This window comes from Novilysobacter selenitireducens, assembly GCF_020026895.1.
In the GTDB taxonomy this organism is placed as follows: Bacteria; Pseudomonadota; Gammaproteobacteria; order Xanthomonadales; family Xanthomonadaceae; genus Lysobacter_C; species Lysobacter_C selenitireducens.
Genome location: NZ_JAINZW010000002.1, coordinates 402297 through 421370, shown reverse-complemented (window position 1 = coordinate 421370; position 19074 = coordinate 402297). Strand labels below are relative to the sequence as shown.

Annotated in this window: 21 protein-coding genes; 15 read left to right on the top strand and 6 right to left on the bottom strand. The window is 67.4% G+C overall.

Annotation, left to right across the window (positions count from 1 at the left end; translation table 11 throughout):
- Positions 1–3: 3 nt before the first annotated feature.
- Positions 4–1071, bottom strand: a complete 1068-nt coding sequence (locus tag K6753_RS05730) for a site-specific integrase (protein ID WP_223675254.1) — start codon at positions 1069–1071, stop codon at positions 4–6.
- 108 nt (positions 1072–1179) lie between these two features.
- Here K6753_RS05730 and K6753_RS05725 point away from each other — a divergent pair, with 108 nt between their 5' ends.
- The 4 genes from K6753_RS05725 to K6753_RS05710 all read left to right on the top strand — a co-directional run bounded on the left by K6753_RS05725 (position 1180) and on the right by K6753_RS05710 (position 4956).
- Positions 1180–2154 (top strand): DNA-binding protein, encoded by a 975-nt coding sequence (locus K6753_RS05725; RefSeq protein ID WP_223675253.1) that lies wholly within the window; start codon positions 1180–1182, stop codon positions 2152–2154.
- Between the two features lie 109 nt (positions 2155–2263).
- Positions 2264–2812: a hypothetical protein gene (locus K6753_RS05720; RefSeq protein WP_223675252.1), complete on the top strand. Its 549-nt coding sequence runs from the start codon at positions 2264–2266 to the stop codon at positions 2810–2812.
- 31 nt (positions 2813–2843) lie between these two features.
- Entirely contained in the window at positions 2844–3353 is a 510-nt protein-coding gene (locus K6753_RS05715; RefSeq protein WP_223675250.1) for a hypothetical protein, read from the top strand.
- 757 nt (positions 3354–4110) lie between these two features.
- Entirely contained in the window at positions 4111–4956 is an 846-nt protein-coding gene (locus K6753_RS05710) for a hypothetical protein (protein ID WP_223675249.1), read from the top strand.
- Between the two features lie 79 nt (positions 4957–5035).
- On the opposite strand, the gene K6753_RS05705 is transcribed toward K6753_RS05710, so the two are convergent.
- From K6753_RS05705 to K6753_RS05695, 3 genes are all read right to left on the bottom strand, one after another.
- On the bottom strand, positions 5036–5893 hold the full coding sequence (locus K6753_RS05705; protein ID WP_223675248.1) for a hypothetical protein: 858 nt from the start codon (positions 5891–5893) through the stop codon (positions 5036–5038).
- Between the two features lie 341 nt (positions 5894–6234).
- Positions 6235–6537, bottom strand: coding sequence for a lipid-A-disaccharide synthase N-terminal domain-containing protein (locus K6753_RS05700; protein ID WP_223675246.1), 303 nt, complete (start codon positions 6535–6537; stop codon positions 6235–6237).
- Positions 6534–7322, bottom strand: a complete 789-nt coding sequence (locus tag K6753_RS05695; RefSeq protein ID WP_223675720.1) for a glycosyltransferase family 2 protein — start codon at positions 7320–7322, stop codon at positions 6534–6536. Before K6753_RS05695 ends, K6753_RS05700 begins: the two co-directional genes overlap by 4 nt.
- A gap of 161 nt (positions 7323–7483) precedes the next feature.
- Between K6753_RS05695 and K6753_RS05690 the strand changes: the two genes are divergently transcribed.
- Together K6753_RS05690 and K6753_RS05685 are read left to right on the top strand one after the other, a co-directional pair.
- Entirely contained in the window at positions 7484–9226 is a 1743-nt protein-coding gene (locus K6753_RS05690) for a glycosyltransferase family 39 protein (protein WP_223675245.1), read from the top strand.
- Positions 9223–10299 (top strand): NAD-dependent epimerase/dehydratase family protein, encoded by a 1077-nt coding sequence (locus K6753_RS05685; RefSeq protein ID WP_223675243.1) that lies wholly within the window; start codon positions 9223–9225, stop codon positions 10297–10299. Before K6753_RS05690 ends, K6753_RS05685 begins: the two co-directional genes overlap by 4 nt.
- A 34-nt stretch (positions 10300–10333) precedes the next feature.
- Here the strand turns inward: K6753_RS05685 and K6753_RS05680 are convergent, their stop codons facing one another.
- Both K6753_RS05680 and K6753_RS05675 read right to left on the bottom strand, forming a co-directional pair.
- Positions 10334–12145 (bottom strand): DUF885 domain-containing protein, encoded by a 1812-nt coding sequence (locus K6753_RS05680; protein ID WP_223675242.1) that lies wholly within the window; start codon positions 12143–12145, stop codon positions 10334–10336.
- Positions 12146–12257: 112 nt separating this feature from the next.
- Entirely contained in the window at positions 12258–12599 is a 342-nt protein-coding gene (locus K6753_RS05675; protein WP_223675241.1) for a HesB/IscA family protein, read from the bottom strand.
- Positions 12600–12734: 135 nt separating this feature from the next.
- Between K6753_RS05675 and asnS the strand changes: the two genes are divergently transcribed.
- From asnS to K6753_RS05630, 9 genes are all read left to right on the top strand, one after another.
- Entirely contained in the window at positions 12735–14135 is a 1401-nt protein-coding gene (asnS, locus tag K6753_RS05670; RefSeq protein WP_223675240.1) for an asparagine--tRNA ligase, read from the top strand.
- Between the two features lie 28 nt (positions 14136–14163).
- Positions 14164–14469: a hypothetical protein gene (locus K6753_RS05665; protein ID WP_223675238.1), complete on the top strand. Its 306-nt coding sequence runs from the start codon at positions 14164–14166 to the stop codon at positions 14467–14469.
- Positions 14466–14774, top strand: coding sequence for a hypothetical protein (locus K6753_RS05660; RefSeq protein WP_223675237.1), 309 nt, complete (start codon positions 14466–14468; stop codon positions 14772–14774). Before K6753_RS05665 ends, K6753_RS05660 begins: the two co-directional genes overlap by 4 nt.
- Positions 14775–14805: 31 nt before the next feature.
- Positions 14806–15591: an SDR family oxidoreductase gene (locus tag K6753_RS05655; protein ID WP_223675235.1), complete on the top strand. Its 786-nt coding sequence runs from the start codon at positions 14806–14808 to the stop codon at positions 15589–15591.
- A gap of 98 nt (positions 15592–15689) precedes the next feature.
- A complete protein-coding gene (locus tag K6753_RS05650) occupies positions 15690–17117 on the top strand; it encodes an aldehyde dehydrogenase (protein WP_223675233.1) in 1428 nt (475 codons plus the stop codon).
- The gene (locus K6753_RS05645; protein WP_223675232.1) at positions 17117–17371 is read left to right on the top strand and encodes a hypothetical protein; all 255 of its coding nucleotides are present in this window, start codon (positions 17117–17119) and stop codon (positions 17369–17371) included. Before K6753_RS05650 ends, K6753_RS05645 begins: the two co-directional genes overlap by 1 nt.
- Positions 17368–18030 carry a carbonate dehydratase gene (gene can, locus K6753_RS05640; protein WP_223675230.1) on the top strand — a complete coding sequence of 221 codons (663 nt, stop codon included), beginning with the start codon at positions 17368–17370 and terminating at the stop codon, positions 18028–18030. The genes K6753_RS05645 and can overlap by 4 nt, the downstream gene beginning before the upstream one ends.
- 10 nt (positions 18031–18040) lie before the next feature.
- The gene (locus tag K6753_RS05635; protein WP_223675229.1) at positions 18041–18466 is read left to right on the top strand and encodes a RidA family protein; all 426 of its coding nucleotides are present in this window, start codon (positions 18041–18043) and stop codon (positions 18464–18466) included.
- Positions 18467–18502: 36 nt separating this feature from the next.
- Positions 18503–19054 (top strand): 3-hydroxyanthranilate 3,4-dioxygenase, encoded by a 552-nt coding sequence (locus tag K6753_RS05630; RefSeq protein WP_223675227.1) that lies wholly within the window; start codon positions 18503–18505, stop codon positions 19052–19054.
- The last annotated feature ends 20 nt before the right edge of the window (positions 19055–19074 follow it).

Below are 19074 nucleotides of genomic sequence, written 5' to 3'. Positions count from 1 at the left end.
TCGCTAGCTCAGCAGTCGAGCCGCCGGATTCTGCTCCGCGCTGCCACTCTGGAAGTAGCCGATCACGCTGGCCACGGCGCGGTGGTCGGTCATGGCCATCAGGGCGGGCAGGGCGACGCCTTGCCGCCCACCCTCGGTGACGAAGCCCGAGCGCAGGCTGTGTCCGGCGAAGTCGCCGGTCAGGCCGGCTGCCTGGGCGCGGCGCTGCACGATTCCCGCCACCGCCGCGCCCGAGAGGGCAGGGCCCACGCGCTCACCCCACAGGCGGCGGAACAGCGCGCCGCTCTTGACGCCGCTGGCCTCCAGCCAAGCGGTCAGCGCGACGGCGGCCGTGCCCAGGAGCGGCTTGTCGGCGTTGGCATTGGTGCCGTCCTGGTCGGTCTTGCTGGCGCCCAGGTGGAACACGTACGCCTCGGGCCCGAGCCGGCGCAAGTCGGCGACGTCGGCGGCGGCGACCTCGCTGCGGCGGCGGCCGCCGCTGGCGAAGGCGAAGCAGAGCAGGGCGCGGTCGCGCACGCCGACGAGGGAGTCGTCGCAGGTCGCCAGCATCGCCTCAAGCTCGGTCTGGGTGATCGCGGTCTTTTTGCGCGGGCGCTCGCCGCGCTTGACCGCGGCGCGGCGGCCGCGCGCCAGCAGGTGCCGCACCGCCGGCGCCTCGCACGGGTTGGCCGCCTCGCGCAGCTGGTGCGCCTTGGACAGCACGGCGATGCGGTGAACCACCGTCGAGTGCTTGAAGGGCCCGGGCTTCTGCTTGAGGCCGGCGGCCTGCAGCTGGGCATCGGCCGCCGCCGGCAGTTCCCAGACCCGGCCGCCGTCGTCGCCGCGGCGCGCCAGGTGGTCGACGATGAACTGCACAACGGCGGCTTCCGGCACGGGTAGGGCGATCGGCTGGCCGTAGCGCAGGCGATGCCAGCCGGCCCAGTAGCGCAGGGCGCTGGCGTAGCTGCGGGTGGTGTTGGCCGCTGCGCCCTCGGCGAGGATCTCGCGCACCGCGGCCGCGGCGCGCTCGGCCAGTTCTTCGGGCACCAGCGCGGGCAGGGTGGACGGGTCGGGTATGAGCGAATTCGACATATGTAGGGTGTAGTATTTATTACGCTATAGGGCGTCTACCCATGATAACTATCCCTTATCGCGGGTAGTCAGGCAACGGGGCAGGGCGCCGACATCGGAGGCATTTCAATGGCACGTGGCATCACGCAGGGACAGGTCAACGCGGCCGCCGACGCCTTGCTCGCGGCCGGCGAACGGCCCACCGTCGAGCGCATTCGCACCCATCTCGGCACCGGTTCGCCCAACACGGTCACGCGGCTACTCGAGGGTTGGTGGCAGGCCTTGGGCGCACGACTCGAGGCGCACGAGCGCCTGATGGCGCTGCCCGATGCGCCGGAGGCGGTGCAGACGCTGGCCGCGCAACTGTGGACCGCGGCGCTGGAGGCGGGCCGCGCGCACGCCGACGCGGCGCTGGCGCAGGACCGGGCGGCGGCGACGGCCGCGGTCTGTGAGGCGGCAACGGACCGCGACGCCGCCACGGCCGCCGCGGAGGTGGCCCGCGCCGAGGCCGGGGCCGCCCGCACCGAGCGCGACCAGGCGCAGACCCGCGTGGCCGACCTGCAGCGCCTGGCGGATCTGCAGGCCGGCCAGCTCGCCGACGCCCACGCCCTGGCCGAGCGCACCCAGCAGGCGCTGGCCACCGCCCAGGCCGACACCGCTGCGCTGCGCACGCAGCTCGAGGCCGTACGGCAGGAGGCGGCCGCGACCCAGGCTACCCACACCGCGCACCTGCGCCAGCTCGAAGACCGCGCCCACGCCGAGATCGACGCGGCGCGGCAGCAGGTGCGCGAGCTGCGGGGGGAGGCGGCGCGGGCGCAGGCGCAGGCCCGCCAGACCGAGGACGGCCTGCGTCAGGCTCTGGAGACGGCGCGCACCGCTTTGGCCGCCGCCGAGCGCGAGGCGGCCACGCAGCGGGGCCGCGCCGAGGCGCTGGCTCAACAGGTCGAGGCGCTGGGAGACCTGCCGGCCGTGCTGCGCGCGTCGCTCGCCGACGGCCCGAAAGCGCGCGGCAAGCCGCCATCCGCACCGCGTGTTGCCAAGGCGCCGGCTCGCGGTAAGTCACGTGCGGTGCGCGCCGCGCGCAGCACCAAGAAGACGCCGTGACCCGCACGGAAGGCAGCCATCGGAGCGTGTGCAAGGGCTGATGCGCGCACGGCACCGCCGGCGTAAGCTGGGGGCTCCGTCAGCAGCGGGGCGGCCACCACCGCACACCATGACGACCCATCACGACACGCCCGCGCCGGAGGCGCGCGCCCGACTCGAGGGAACTCGGGACGCATACCGGGCGCGCATGCAGGCTCGGGACGAAGAGGCGATGCGCGTGGCCATCGCGTGGGCCAGCGAAGGCACGACCCGCCTCAATGGCCGCTTGCGCGTGGGGGACGAGGTGCAAGAACGCCCCCAGCGGAACGATCTGCCGCTGGCCGCCCGACTGCGAGAGGCCGGAGACGCGTGGTATTCACCCGCGCTCGTCGGGGTGTTCCTGCGGCTGCGGCCCGAGCCGCTGGCGCAGCGGGCCGGCGTCACCGTACGCGAACTCGATGCGTGGCCGCCCGGACCGGAGCTGCAGGCGTATCTGGCGGCCGTAGTCGGAGTCCTGGACAAAGCGATCGACGTCCACGGCGGCGACGAGCGCCGTGCCGCCGCGTGGTACTTGGAGTGCGCCGTTCCCGATTTCGACGGCCGAACCGCCGATGCCATGGTGCGAGACGGCCGGCAGGGTGCGGTGGTTGACTACCTGGACGAACGCCGGGACGCATGACTGGATGGCTGGATCACCCTTAAACCCAACGTTGAAGGTCGTCCCCGATCAGCATCTCGTGGACGAGGTGGCGGGTCTCTTCGTGCACCACGCCTTTGCGCGCGTGTGTATTTCACGCTACGTGGCATGCCTGGACGATGAGCGGGCCCTGGCCCTGTACGCTGCGGTCGAGCAGCGAGCGCGCGCCACCGGCGTCGTGACCGAGCTGGTCGACCTTGGACCCGCGCCGGCGGAGCGTCTCAATGCGGTGACCGAGCGCATCTGCGAACGCCGCTGGGTACGTGATGGGAAGCCGCCGACGTACGAACGCGTCTTCGTGCTGGACGGTTTCGACCTGTTCAACGAAGACGACAAAGCGACGTACCCCTTCAGGACTGAGATGCAGTGGGACGAGCACCACGGCTGGCTCTTCATGGGCCGGAATCTGCCGGCACTGCGGAACCTCTTCAACAACTACCGGTTGCCGCTGTACGGGGCCGCGAGCGGCATCACCCCCGAAGAGTGGCGTGCCGAATGTCAGGGCGACGCTCATTCCGGTTGATCCGTCCACCTCCGCAACTCGCTTGCGGGGGGCGGTACCTAGCCTGAATTTACGGGTCCGGTGTTCACGCGAAGCTACGGAAATCAGGAAAGTGCACATGCGTTTGTGCGACAAAAGGTTCGGTGTACACGCGTCAGTGCGCGGGAAGTACACGGAAAGTGCAGACGCGGGGCACTCACACCTGCGGTGCCCACGTCGGTGAGTAGAGCTTGATAGCTACAACAGCAATTGGGACATCTCCGCGATGGCAGTTCTGAACGCGACCAACAGCGAGACTAGAACACCGCCTTTGGAACGTCTGATCGGATTCGACACAATCCGGCGCCCCTTTGAGTCGTGGTACGCGTTCGTCGCGCGATTGATCAGGGCAAACTTGCTCACCGATGTAGAGATTCGACGTCAGGTGCCGCCTGACTGGGTGAGATGGGCGTTTGCTCCAGACAGCGTCCTGCCAGGCGATCTGGCAACACTCGGTCCATATTTCCGCCAGTTGTCAAAGCCGGAGATCAAGATCCGGCCTGGAGCCTGGCAGCCTTTCCCTGAACTGTCGAGTTCGCCGCCCGAATGTCTGCGGATCTGTCCACGCTGTATCGGGGATGGATACCACTCCTATGCATGGCAGGGGGACCTGATCGCTCGGTGCCCCGTGCACCACGAGCCACTGACGCACCACTGCCCGCATTGCGCTACGCAACTATTGTGGCAATCACGGAGCCCCGGGCTTAGCGCTTTTCAATGCCCGGCCGGTTGTCTCTTATTGGACGGAATCCACAGTGGGCTCTATGTCCCCGACGAGCTGGCCATCACTCAAGCTCTGCAAGAACACTGGCAGTGGACGCAATCTCTCAGCGCGGCCATCACCTTCGTCTCGGGCCCAATGCACATCGCCTATCCTCCGTATCTCGCAAGCGCCCCCTTGCGAATGCCGCCCTTGCCTTCGAAGGGTCTTCTGCCTGCGCTGATGCATGCATTACAAAGTTCGGGCGTCACCATGCCTGGCTTTAAGCCGTACCACGAGCAGTCGCGGGGGCATTGGACCATAGAGGCAAAAAGCTGGACGTGGAAGGAGAGCGAACCCAGCACCGAAGATCAGCTGGAGACGTATCGCCGCGCCTTTCGAAGGGGCGCATACCGGACGCACGTGCCTATCGCAACTCGAGCGCCTATTGACGCGTGGCTTGCCGCTAGCGAATCCGCGCACGGTCGCTGGCATGGCGGTGAAGTGGAGGAGGGCGAACATTGTTCGACCTTGGTGCTCCCTTCCTATCTGGTTACCAATAATGAACTTACAGGATTACGGCGCCTGCTTGCTCGAGGGCGCGATCCCGAGCTGGCATGCGCACATTACCTACAGGCTCTAGTCGACCTGCTCGAGCATGCCCGTCAGCGACGCATAGCGCTCGACAAGCTAGACCACCCATCGCCCCACATTACGGTCGCCGAGTCAGTTGACGCCATCGTGCGTACAGCGGAAGGATACTGGCGGTTATCAGGCTTCACCCGAGGCGAAGATGATTCGCGCGCCTCATGGCTGGATTACCGAGAGCCCGCCGAGATCGCCGGCGGCATGATTCACATCATGCGCCGGAGTGGACCCCCTTGAGGTGCGGGCTGAGACCAACTGTTGCGCCCCTTCGGGGCATGGCGCGGGGTGCAGCTTGAGGCAACGAAGAAAACGGCTGTTAGCTTGCGTCTCGCGGCCTCGTCAGCCGAAACGCAGTCGAAGTAGAGACCCGTGCAGCGCGTGCCACTTTCGTAAGCAAAAAATCTTCTCGCCACTCTCGCTCATAGCTCTTTCGCAACCACTGCGGAGAAACGTGATTGCGGCCGTTTGGCTTGGCGAGGCCCGCCACCTGCGCGAGGTGTCGGATACGACGTCCGATCCAGACCTGAGTTAGCTCTGGCGACGCGTTGCGGCGCGTCTCGCGCAAGAAGAAGTGGTCACGAGCGCCAGGCAGAAGCTGTTCCCCACGAATTGACCCCCACGCCATTAGCAAGGTGGCATCACGACCAACGAAGCGAATCCTGGGTTGAAAGGTCTGCAACCGCCCGAACGGCCTACGAATCGTGAGGTCTACGACATCGCATTGCTTGCCATCCTCCATAATCACGCCTGGAACTAGATCATTGAAGCGCAGTTGGGTCACTTGGCTTGCGGACAATCGACATAGGACAACAATAAGCGACTTGTCTTGGATGCCATTTCGATCTTCCTCGCATGCGTTGAGAAGCGCTTCCACGGTCCGAGTCACGGTCATGGGGACTGCCATCGGAAGACCGATCGCAGCGCGTTCCGCCTCCCATGCAGCGTAGATCTCGGGTCTTCGACGCCGGAGACGCTCATCATCGAAGGGCAAATGAAGCGCACGATGGGCCTTATGGAGCATGTTTAGCCGCCAGTTCGTAGTGGCCGGAGCGACACATTCGATGCGAGCGTTATGACCAGCCAGGTGGAGCCCCTCCAAGATGGCTTCCGCCATGCGCATTCGCAGTCGGCCGGCGACGGCCATCGCGCAATGGTCGTCAATGAATGCGCTCAAGGATTCCGGCGCCAGTGCAACGGGAGGGGAAAAGGCACACGGCATACTGCATCAGCGTCCGCGGTGCGACCGTAAAGTCGGTCAGAATCCGATCGACCCAATCCACCATGCCACACGCTCCCGGACGGAAGCGGAAGAACCAATCGGGAGCGAAACTTAGCGAGCAACCGATTGGGATACACCGCTATAGACGGAAAGGATACGGATTGCAGCGGGAAAGGCTACGAAATTGCTGCTGGCGGACAGACTGGCGTGATGGGTCCAGCGTCGGCGTCTGTTCGCGCATAGAAAAAGTTTAACGTAATATGCATTATGCGAAGTCCTAGGGAGGGCCGTCGGTCCTAGTGATCCTCTTCCCCGGGCGCCACCTGCCCAGCTGCATGCGTGGTTTCCCGTGCAATCAGCGACAGGTTCCGCAAGTAGATGAAGAGCCCTGCTGCCTGGCCGACGATGAATACCGGATCCTTCCGGTGGATGGCATAGCTGAGCAGCACCGCACTTCCCGCCAGGCTGAAGTACCAGAAGGCTTTCGGCACGATTGAACGTCGGGCCCGTTCGGATGCGACCCACTGCAGGACGAAACGCGCTGAAAACAGCGCCTGGCCTGCAAACCCAATGATGATCCAGGCCCAGGTGTCACTCACTGCAAGACCTCCTCGCTCCGCGCCACGATGGCCGAGGCCGGCCTGACAACGCGTACTTCGCCGACCGGGCCGGGCCTGCACCGCAGCCAGGCGACACCCGCCAGGTCGAACAGACCGACCCAAAGCCGCTGCAGGTTGGAGTATTTGGACGCCCCCGCCGTCCTGGGACGATGCCCCACGGGGACACTGACCGTGCGCCACCCGTCCCGCTGGAACAGCGCCGGAAGAAACCGGTGCATGTGGCGAAAGCGCGGAAGCGCGAGAAACGCATCACGTTCGAACAGCTTTGTGCCGCACCCGGTGTCGGGCGTGCTGTCATTCAGCAGCCGCCTGCGCACGGCGTTGGCAATCCGTGACCCAACGCGCTTGCTCCAGGTGTCTCGCCGCTCTTGCCGCCACCCCGCCACCAGCCGGCAATCCGGAGGCAACCGCGCGCGTTCGGCCATGAGCCGTGGAAGGTCGGCGGGGTCGTTCTGGCCGTCACCGTCCAGGGTGGCGACCCAGGCGGCGCGAGCGATGGACACGCCCGTGACGATCGCCGCGCTCTGCCCCTGGTTGCGGACATGGGTCGCCACGGTCAGCTCGGGGATGCCCCACGCCGCTGCCGCCAATACCGCGGCCGTCCCGTCCCGGCTGGCGTCGTCGACCACGATGATTTCCATCGCCATCAGCGGCCGAAGCGTGCTGACAACCTCGTCCAGAAGGTGCCGGATGGAGTCCGCTTCGTCATAGACGGGAATCACTACCGACAGAGCGGGAACGGACGGGTTGGGAGCGTGTGGCATGTCTGCAGGCTCATTGGCGGACGGCAGGAAATGCGGCGGCACCGGGCAGGTTTGCATCGCCGCTTGAAGGGCAAGCAGCGGGGGCAAGTGTGGAGGCGGATGCGCCCAACGCCTTGATATTTGTCAATGGTTCTCCCGGCGGGCCGCTCAACACTTGCCGCATGAATGCGCCGCGCAGCGCCTACCGCAGCACCCACTTCGACCGCGTGGGCTTGATGCTCCTCATGCTCGCGGCTCTGGCTGCGGGAATCGGCATGCGCGACCCGGCACCGCCGGACGAGCCGCGGTTCGTCCTGGCGGCCAAGGACATGGTGGACAACGGCCACTGGCTCTTCCCGCACCGCGGCTCTGAGCTGTACTCCCACAAGCCGCCGGTGTTCATGTGGCTGCAGGCGTCGACCTTCCTGCTGACGCGGGACTGGCGGACTGCATTCCTGCTCCCTTCCCTCTTGGCGTCGCTCGGCACGCTATGGCTGACGTGGGACCTTGCGCGGCGGTTATGGAACCCGCGCATCGCGCTGTACGCCGTGGCCGCCCTGTTCGCAACGTTGCAGTTCGGCCTTCAGGCCAAGCGCGCCCAGATCGACATCGTGCTGTTGCTGTTCACGACGCTCGCGCTCTGGGCCTTCGCGCGTCATCTGCTGGTGCGGCGTGACCGTAGCCTGGCCGCGTTGGGCGGCCTGGCGGCAGGCATCGGCACGGTGACAAAGGGGGTGGGGTTCCTCCCCTTGCTGCTGTTCGTGCCCTGGCGTGCCCTCCCCGCCCGGCTGCGCGGCACCGGTCCCGTTGCAGGCATGTGGGTAGCGGTGGGGTTCATCGCCGGTGCGTCGATATGGCTGGCGCCGATGCTCTGGATGGCCCTGGGCTCGCAGGACGCCGCGGTTCACGGCTACGTGGAGGACCTGCTGTTCCGCCAGACAGGCACGCGCTACGCGAACCCCTGGCACCACCAGCAACCGCCCTGGTACTTCCTGCAGGTGATCGGCACCCTGTGGCTGCCAGGGGTGATCCTGGCGCCGTGGCTCCTGCCTGCATGGTGGCGGAGATTACGCCGACGCGAGCCGCGACAGTGGCTTCTGCTCGGGTGGGGCCTGCTGGTGCTTCTGTTCTTTTCTCTGTCGCCGGGCAAGCGGGAGGTCTACATCCTGCCTGCCCTGCCGGCCTTCTGCCTGGCAGCGGCGCCCTTGCTGCGCGGCCTGCTGCGCCAGCCAGGACCACGAAAAGCGTTGGCCGGCTACATGATCCTGCTTGCGCTCGGGCTGGTGGTGATCGGCGCAGGTGGTCTGGCAGACGTGCAGGGACTGGCCAGCATCCTGGAGCAGGAACGGGCCATCAGTGCGAGCGACCAAACGCGTCTGTTTGCATGGCTACTGGGCATGGGCGCGGGGGTGGGCGCGGCGGCCGCCGTGTTTGCACGTCATAGGCCGGCGCTCGCGACGGTGCTGTCGACGGCAATCCTGCTGACGGGGTACGGCGTGGGGCTGACGCCCGCTCTGGATGCCAGCAGCTCCGGTCGACGGCTGATGCAGGCCGTGGGCACGCACCTCGACGCAGACGTCCAGCTGGGGCTGGTGGCCTGGACCGAGCAGCTGATGTTGCAAGCCGACCGGCCGGTGCGCGACTTCGGCTTCGAGCGTCCAGTGGATGCGCAGTGGAATGACGCGGGACGCTGGCTTCAACGCGACCCTTCACACCGCTGGCTGCTGGTGCCGGCATCGGCCCTGCGTCCCTGCCTGGATCGCCGGCTCACCGTTGCCATCGGCCGGTCCAACCGCCGCGACTGGTATCTGGTCCCCGGCACCGCCTGGAGCGGCCATTGCCCCCATGCCGACCGGCAGCATCGCGCCCTACCCCGCGCGGATGACCCGGCACTTCCTCCCGCTGCGAAGGCCCCTTCCCCATGATCCTCGTCACCGGCAGCGCCGGCTTTATCGGCGCACATGTCGTGCACCAACTGCTGTCACTGGGCCACCAGGTGGTCGGCATCGACAACCACAATCCCTACTACGACCCCGGGCTCAAGGCGCGCCGGCTCGAGGCGCTGACCGGGCAGCGCGGTTACATCCATGTCCGGGGCGACATTGCCGCACCCGGGCTGGTGGCGGCCATGTGCAGGCAATACGGGCCAAAGGGGATCGTGCATCTGGCCGCCCAGGCAGGCGTCCGACACTCGTTGGTCGATCCCCACGCGTATGTCGAAAGCAACCTGGTCGGCTTCGTCAATGTGCTGGAGGCCGCGCGGCACCACGCGGTGGACCATTTCGTATACGCGTCCAGCAGCTCGGTCTATGGCGAAGGTGGGGGCCAGCCTCTTGCGGAAGACGCGCCGACCGACCGGCCGTTGAGCCTGTACGGCGCGACCAAGAAGGCCAACGAGCTCATCGCCTACAGCTATGCACACCTGTACGCGATGCGCTGTACCGGGTTGCGATTCTTTACGGTGTACGGACCCTGGGGGCGTCCCGACATGGCGCCGATGCTGTTTGCCAACGCCATCCTGGACGGGTCGCCGGTGGTGCTGTTCAACCACGGCCACAATGCGCGGAGCTTCACCTATATCGACGACATCGTCGACGGAGTGGTCCGCGTACTGCAGTCCCCGGGCGAGGCTGCCGCGGGGCAACCTGACCAGGCCCGCGTGTTCAATATCGGCAACCCGGTTTCCACGCCGCTGCCGGCGTTCGTGTCTTCACTGTCGCGTGCACTGGGACGGAAGGCCCGGCTCCAGTTCGCGCCGCCTGCCCCGGCTGACGCGACGGAGACAACGGCCGACACCCGGCTGTTCGAAGCCACCTTTGGCCCGCAACAGTTCACGGCACTGGACGCAGGGCTTGCGCGCTTTGCGCACTGGATCCGCATCGAACGCGCACAGCGTGCTGACCGGCGCCGTGGGCCTCGTCGTCGCACGTACGCGGGTGCAGCCACGAGCACCTGCGCCCTGCGCATGGATCCCTCGCCCGGGCCGGGGACGCATTAGGCGCGCCCCGGCAGGACGAGGACAGCGCGGGGTACTACCCCTTCATCTGCCCCGCGATCCACTCCCGCATGTGCCGCTCAAGCGTCTCCAGCGGGACTGAGCCGGTCGACAGCACGGCGTCGTTGAACGCACGCAGGTCGAAGTCGTCGCCCAGTTCGCGCTCGGCGTCGGCGCGCAGCTCGGAGATCTTCAGCTGGCCGATCTTGTAGGCCAGCGCCTGGCCGGGCCAGCCGATGTAGCGGTCGATCTCGTTGGTGACGTCCTGCAGGGTCTTGGGCGAGTTGTCCATGAAGTAGTCGATGGCCTGCTGGCGGCTCCAGCCCTTGCTGTGCATGCCGGTGTCGACCACCAGGCGCACGGCGCGCCACATGTCGTAGGCCAGCTGCCCCATGCGGTCGTACGGGTCGTCGTACAGGCCCATGTCGTAGCCCAGCCGCTCGGCATACAGGCCCCAGCCCTCGCCATAGGCGGTGAAGTACCCCACCCTGCGGAACATCGGCACGTCGCCCAGCTCCTGGCCGCGGGCGAACTGGAAGTGATGGCCCGGCACGGCCTCGTGCAGGCTCAGCGCCATCATTTCCCACTTCGGCCGCACCTCGGGCTTGTAGAGGTTGACGTAGTAGTAGCCGGCCCGGGTGCCGTCCACGGCGCCCGGCTGGTAATACGCCGTGGTGGTGTCCGGTGCGATGTTGTCGGGGATCGGGCGCACGCCGTACGGCAGGCGTGGGATGGTCTTGAAGACCTTTACCAGCTCCGGGTCGATGCGCTTGGACATCGCCTGGTAGGCCTCCAGCAAGGCTTCGGGGCTGTCGTAGAAGAGGTCCGGATCGGTGCGCAGGTGCTCGAAGAACGCGGCCAGGTCGCCATCGAAGCCGATCTCCTGCCGCACCTGCTCCATCTCGGCGCGAATGCGCGCGACTTCCTTCAGGCCGATCTGGTGGACCTCGTCGGCGGTCAGGTCGGTAGTGGTGAACTGGCCGACGAGGAAGTCGTAGTAGGCCTTGCCGTCGGGCATGTCGACCGCGGCGATGGTCTCGCGCGTGACCGGCAGGTACTCGTCGTTGAAGAACGTATTGAAGTCGCGGTAGGCCGGGATGACGGACTCCCGGATCGCCTTCTGCGCGCTGGCCTGCAGCGCCTGGCGCTCGGCCGCGGGGATGCTGTCGGGCATCCGGGTGAACGGCTTGTAGAACGGGCTTTCGGTCGGATCATCGACCAGCTGGCTTTCGATCTGGCCGGGCACACGCTCCATCAGCACGCGCGGCGGCGTGTTGCCGGCGGCCAGTCCTTCGCGCATCAGCCCTGTGGTCTGCTCGACCAGGGTCGGGATGCCTTCCAGGCGCTTGATCCAGTCGCGGTAGTCGTCGGCGTCGCGGAACGGCAGCACCTCGGCGATGCCCTCGGCCGTCTGGATGCCGCCGCGCTGGCTCAGCGGGCGCTGCCACTCGTTGTACTTCTGGCGCTCGACCGAGCGCTCCAGCTGCCACGCGAACACGTCGTAGCTCAGTCGGTCGGCCTCCGACAGTGCGTCGCGGTCGATGGCGCGCAGCTTCTCCAGAGCGGCGCGGTCGGCGGCCTGGCGGGCACGGAGGGCCTCGAGGCTGAGATCGCTCCAGCGGTCGTTGAACCGGTGGTCGCCACGGTAGCTGGCGGTCTCCGGGCTCTCGCGCATGCCGCGCTCCCACTCGGCGTCGAACAGCGCGTGCAGGGCGCGGCTCTCGGGGGTGTTGTCGGCAAGCGTCGAGCGAGTCTCGCTGGCCGAAGCCTGTGCATGGACGGGCGCGGGCAACGCGGCCGCCGCCAGCGCGGTGGAGATGGCGGCGGACAGAAGAAGGTTGCGGATCATGGCGGACTCCCCGGGAACGAACCCCCGAGTCTAGCCCCGCCCTGCCCCGGCACCCCCATGACGAAAGTCCCGGGGCGCGGTGCGGGCGGACACGCAGTCTGCAGCCCGGACCTCAGGCGACGCGGCTCTCGTCGGTGGTGAACGACTCGCCGCAGCCGCACTCGTCGGCGGCATTGGGATTGCGGAACACGAACTGCTCGCCCAGGCGCTGCTGGACGAGGTCGATGGTGGTGCCGTCGACGATCGGCAGGCTCAGCGCGTCGACGAGGATGCGCACGCCGTCCTGCTCGAACACGGTGTCGCCCTCGCGCTGGTCCTTGGCGAGGTCGGCGGTGTGCTGCCAGCCCGAGCAACCGGTACGCGTCACGCCGAACCGCAGGCCGATGGCGTCGGGCGTTTCGGACAGGTAACGCTGGACTCGGGCCAGCGCGGCGGGGCTGAGGGTGATGCTCATCTGGACTCCGGCGGTGGATGGCGCGGCAGGCCGTGGATTGTACGGCGGATACCCCGGCGGGGCTGACTGCGACGCGACCCGTTCAAGTAGACTGCGGCGTTCTTATATCGGTCCGCACACGCGAGGAATCAAGGCATGACGGTGGTCAGCGTCCAGCAGGCGCTCGCGGGCAAGGTGCCCGCCGGCGGCGAAGTCACGGTCCGCGGCTGGGTTCGCACCCGGCGCGATTCGAAGGCCGGGCTGAGCTTCGTCAATGTCAGCGACGGCTCGTGCTTCGCGCCGATCCAGGTGGTGGCGCCCAGCTCGCTGCCCAACTACGAGGACGAGATCAAGCGCCTGAGCGCCGGCTGCTCGGTCATCGCGCGTGGCGACCTCGTGCAGTCGCAGGGCCAGGGCCAGTCGTTCGAGATCCAGGCGTCGTCGATCGAAGTGGTCGGCTGGGTCGAGGACCCGGAAACCTACCCGATACAGCCGAAGGCACACTCGCTGGAGTTCCTGCGCGAGGTCGCGCACCTGCGCCCGCGCACCAACCTGTTCGGCGCGGTCACCCGCATCCGCCACTGCCTGTCGCAGGCGGTGCACCGATTCTTCCACGAGCAGGGCTACTACTGGATCAGCACGCCCATCGTGACCACGTCCGATGCCGAGGGCGCGGGCCAGATGTTCCGCGTCTCCACGCTGGACATGGCCAACCTGCCCCGCGACAAGGCGGGCAACGTCGATTTCAGCCGCGACTTCTTCGGCAAGGAAACCTTCCTGACCGTGTCGGGCCAGCTCAACGTCGAGGCTTACTGCCTGGCGCTGAGCAAGGTCTACACCTTCGGGCCGACGTTCCGCGCCGAGAACAGCCACACCACCCGCCACCTGGCCGAGTTCTGGATGGTGGAGCCGGAGATCGCCTTCGCCGACCTGATGGAGAACGCGCAGGTCGCCGAGGACTTCCTCAAGTACCTGTTCCGCGCAGTGCTGGACGAGCGCGGCGACGACATGGCGTTCATCGCCGAGCGCGTGCAGAAGGACGCTGTCACCCGGCTGGAGGCCTTCATCAACGCGCCGTTCGAGCGCATCGACTACAGCGATGCCATCGGCCTGCTGCAGAAGTCTGGCCACACGTTCGAATTCCCGGTCGAATGGGGCCTGGACCTGCAGACCGAGCACGAGCGCTGGCTGACCGAGCAGCATGTCGGCCGCCCGGTGGTGGTCTACAACTACCCCGAGCACATCAAGGCGTTCTACATGCGCCTCAACGACGACGGAAAGACCGTCGCGGCGATGGACGTGCTGGCGCCGGGCATCGGCGAGATCATCGGCGGCAGCCAGCGCGAGGAGCGCCTGGACGTGCTGGATTCGCGCATGGCGCAGTTCGGTCTGGATGCCGAGCACTACGGCTGGTACCGCGACTTCCGTCGCTACGGCACGGTGCCGCATTCGGGCTTCGGCCTGGGCTTCGAGCGCCTGGTGGTCTACGTCTGCGGGCTGTCCAACATCCGCGATGCCATCCCCTACCCGCGCGCGCCCGGCAGTGCCGAGTACTGATGGCTGAGCCGTCCCCGAGTGAGTTGAAATGATCCTGTTTGCCGCCCTGTGTTTCGTCGGCGTGGCGATTGCCGGTTTCACGGCGTTCGTCATCTTCTGGCCGCTGACCCTGGTCCACATCCGCGACCGCCACCCGGCGCTCGCTGACGAGCTTGGCGAAGGCGCCTTCGCCAGGCCCGAAGTGATCGCGTGGCTGCTGCGCCGCGACTACCGCGCCGCGGGCGACCGCAACCTCAACGGGCTGGCGACGCCGGCGTGGGTGTCGCTGGTGACGATCATCGGAGCGCTGGTGTGCTCCGGCCTGCTCTGGCTTCTCTCGATGGTGCTTGCATGACGACCGATACGAACGACCGCTGGTGGCTGGCGACGCTGGGCCGCACGGTGGTGTGGGCGCGACTGCGGGTGCGCGAGGCCGGGACCGCCGAGGTGTTGGACAGCGACGGCAACACCCTGCCCTACGACAGCGAGGACAGCGCCCGCGCGGCGCTCATGGATGCCGAGTTCGTCGAGTACGACGGGATGGACGAGGACGACGCACAGGCTCGCGGCTTCACGATGGCCGAACTCGATCCGCCGCAGGCCGACGACGATGAACGCCTGGCACCGTTGATGGTCCGGAAGCTCGCCACCCGGCACTGACAAAATTCACTTCAAATCAAAGGTATACGGCATGGACCTCGACCTTTCTGGCAAGCACGCGCTGGTCTGCGGCGCCTCCGAGGGCATCGGCCGCGCCGCCGCCCACGAGCTGGCATTGCTCGGCGCCAGCGTCACGGTGCTGGCCCGACGCGCCGAAGCCCTGCAGGCCGTGGTCGATGCCCTGCCCGCCCGCAATGGACAGCGCCACGGGCGCATTACCGCCGACGTCTCGCAGACGAATGCGCTTGCTGACAAGGTCGGCGCGCTGGCGGGCGAGCGCCGGATCGACATCCTCGTCAACAACACCGGCGGCCCGCCGGGTGGCCCGGTTGCCAGCGCGACGGCGGATGCGTTCCTGCAGGCGTTCACGCGCCACCTCCTGGCCAATCAGGCCCTCGCGCAGGCGGTGCTGCCCGGCATGCAGGCGGCGGGCTGGGGACGCATCGTCAACGTGGTGTCGACCTCGGTGCGCGAGCCGATCCAGGGTCTCGGCGTGTCCAACACCACGCGCGGCGCGGTAGCCGCCTGGGCCAAGACGCTGTCGCGCGAGGTCGCCTCGCAGGGCATCACCGTCAACAACGTGCTGCCGGGTTTCACCGAAACCGGCCGCATCGCCCAGATCGTGGGCGACCGCGCACGCAATACCGGCAAGTCGGAGCAGCAGGTCGCCGACGGCATGAAGGCGACGGTGCCGGCCGCGCGCTTTGCGCGTCCCGAAGAAGTCGCCGCGGCGATCGCGTTCCTGTGCTCGCCGGCAGCGGGTTACATCAACGGCGTCAGCCTGGCCGTCGACGGCGGCCGCATGCAGTCGATCTGACGCCCCGCCCGCCATACGCCCGCGCACGGCACGCAGCGCCGGGCACGCAACGTTGGGGAGGCAAGGCAAGCGGTTGACGCCCGCGTTAAGCTTGCCGGATGCGCCTTTCGCACTGGATCGACGGCAAACCCCGGGACGCCTCCGACGGCCGATGGCTGGACGTGCACGATCCCGCGTCGGGTCGCCCTTTCGCTGAAGTTCCGGCCGGCAGCGCCGATGTCGTCGAAGAGGCGATCGACGCTGCGGCCCGTGCATTCCCCGCGTGGTCGGCACTGCCCAACAGCGAGCGCGCCCGCTGGCTCGAGAAGCTGGCCGACGCGCTGGAAGGCCGGCTGGACGACTTCGCCCACGCCGAGTCGCGCGACGGCGGCAAGCCGATCCGGCTGGCACGAGAGGCCGAGATCCCGCGCGCGGTATCCAACCTGCGCTTCTTCGCCCACGCGGCCACCCAGTTCGCCAGCGAATCGCACCACGGCCAGGCCGGCCTGAACTACACGCTGCGCCGCCCGCTGGGCGTGGTTGCCACGATCTCGCCGTGGAACCTGCCGCTGTACCTGTTCACCTGGAAGATCGCACCGGCGCTGGCCGCCGGAAATACCGTGGTCGCCAAGCCGTCGGAGGTCACCCCGGTAACCGCGACGATGCTTGCCGAGCTCGCGGCAGGCATCGGTTTCCCCGATGGCGTGCTCAACATCGTCCACGGCGCCGGCCCGAACGTGGGCGAGCCGCTGGTCGCGCACCCGAAGGTGCGCGCCGTGTCCTTTACCGGCAGCACCGCCGTGGGCCGTCGCATCGCCGGCGTGACCGCGCCCCTGCTCAAGAAGGTGTCGCTGGAGCTGGGCGGCAAGAATCCGACGCTGGTGTTCGCCGACAGCCGCTGGCGCGAGCACATGGACACGCTGGTGAGGTCGGCCTTCCAGAACTCGGGGCAGATCTGCCTGTGCGGGTCGCGCGTGCTGGTGGAGCGCAGTATCTACAGCGAGTTCCGCGACACCCTGGTCAAGCACGCGCTGGCGTTGCGGGTGGGCGATCCCATCGACGAGGACAACCGCCTCGGCCCGCTGGTCTCGCAGGCCCATTTCGACAAGGTCGTCGCCGCCATCGAGCGCGCCCGCAATGAGGGTGGGACGGTGCTGTGCGGTGGCCAGGCACTCGACCGGCCGGGCTGGTTCGTCGCGCCCACGGTGATCGAAGGCCTCGGCCCCGACTGCACCACCAACCGCGAGGAGATCTTCGGACCGGTGGTCACACTGCAGCCGTTCGACAGCGACGACGAGGCGCTCGCCCTGGCCAATGCGGGTGACTACGGACTGGCCGCGTCGGTGTGGACGCGCGACCTCGACCGCGCCCACCGCATAGCCGCCGACCTTCGCGCCGGCATGGTCTGGATCAACACATGGCTGATGCGCGACCTGCGCACGCCGTTCGGTGGCACCGGCGCGTCGGGCATGGGGCGCGAAGGTGGCATGGAAGCGATGCGATTCTTCACCGAGCCGACGAACGTCGGCATCCAGTTGGAGTCTTGATGAAGCAGCATGATGTTCTGAACTTACTGGGTGTGGTGCAGCGAGTGGGCTATGCCATGGCGCTGGTCTCAGCGGCTATTGTCGTCGCCGGCTTCCTGCTGACGCTTGTCACAACGCAAGTCAGCACGGTCGCACTCTCTGTGCCGCTGGTTGTACTGGTCGCTGCGGGGTTGGTGTTGGCCTGGGTCTGTGCAGCCTCGCGGGCACTGGTCCGCCGCATGCATTTCGAAACCGCTCGCGAGGACGCCGTATGACCGCCCTCGACGACCTCCTTCAACGCAACCGGGACTGGGCCGAGCGCGTCTGCGCGGAGGACCCCTCCTTCTTCGAGCGGCTCTCAGGGCAGCAGGCCCCGGAGTACCTGTGGATCGGCTGCTCGGATTCCCGGGTGCCGGCCAACCAGATCATCGACATGTCGCCGGGCGAAGTCTTCGTCCACCGCAACATCGCCAACGTGGTCGTGCACACCGACCTGAACTGCCTGTCGGTGATCCAGTTCGCCGTGGACGTCCTGAAGGTCAAGCACATCCTCGTGGTCGGCCACTACGGCTGCGGCGGCGTGCATGCTGCCCTCACCCGCCGCCGCGTGGGGCTGGCCGACAACTGGATCCGCCACGTGCGCGATGTCGCCGACAAGCATTCCGGGTGCCTGTCCGACGCGGGCGACGAGGCGCTGCAGCACGACCGGCTGTGCGAGCTGAATGTGCTCGAGCAGGTCGTCAACGTGACCGAAACCACCGTCGTGCGCGATGCATGGGCGCGCGGACAATCGCTGGCCGTGCACGGCTGGGTGTATACCCTCCGGGACGGCCGGGTGCACGACCTGGGCATCGATGTCGACGCTCCCGACGAGGCCGATGCACTGTACGAAAAGGCGCTGGCGCGCATCCGCGCCGACCGCGAAGACCGATGAGCACGCAGCCATGAGCGACACCATCCGCACCCGATCCGCACCACCCCCGGTGGGCCAGTACCCGCACGCCCGTCGCGTCGGAAACCTGCTGTTCCTGTCGGGCATCGGCCCGCGCGATGCGGCGACCAATGCCATCGTCGGCAACGTGCATGACGCGCAGGGGCGACTGATCAGCTATGACGTCGACGCGCAGACGCGCGTGGTATTCGCCAACGTGCGCGCCGTGCTTGAAGCCAGCGGCGCCCGTTGGGAGGACCTGGTCGACGTCACCGTCTACCTCACCGACATGAAGCACGACTTCAAGGCCTACAACGCGGTGTGGACCGAATACTTCCCCGACATCGACACCGCGCCGTGCCGCACCACGCTGGGCATCAGCGCGTTGCCCACCGAGATCGCCATCGAACTCAAGTGCGTGGCCGCGATCCGCGACTGACGCCCAGGCGACGACACGCCGCCGCGAGGACACCCCATGACCCTGCCCGCCCCCATCAACCTCCAGGCCTGGATCGACGAGTACCGCCACCTGCTGCAGCCGCCGGTGGGCAACAAGTGCATCGTGGACGGCGACTACATCGTGATGATCGTCGGCGGGCCCAATGCGCGCACCGACTACCACTGGGAGGAAGGCCCCGAGTTCTTCTACCAGCTGGAGGGCGAGATGGTGCTTCGCATCCAGGAGGACGGAAAGCCGCGCGACATCCGCATCGGCGCCGGCGAGATCTTCTACCTGCCGCCGCGCATCCCGCACAGCCCGCAGCGCATGCCCGGCTCGGTCGGGCTGGTGATCGAGCGCAAGCGCCTGGACCACGAGGACGACGCGCTGATGTGGTTCTGCGTCTCGTGCAACCACAAGCTGTACGAAGAGCAGTTCCACCTGGTCGACATCGAGCAGGACTTCTTCCGCGTGTTCGAGCGCTTCTACCGCGACGATGCGCTGCGTACCTGCAGCCAGTGCGGCACGCTCAACCCGCGCCCCAGCCGCTACGAGATGCAGGCCGATTCCCAGGCCGACATCACCTGAGCCGGCCGAACTGGACATTC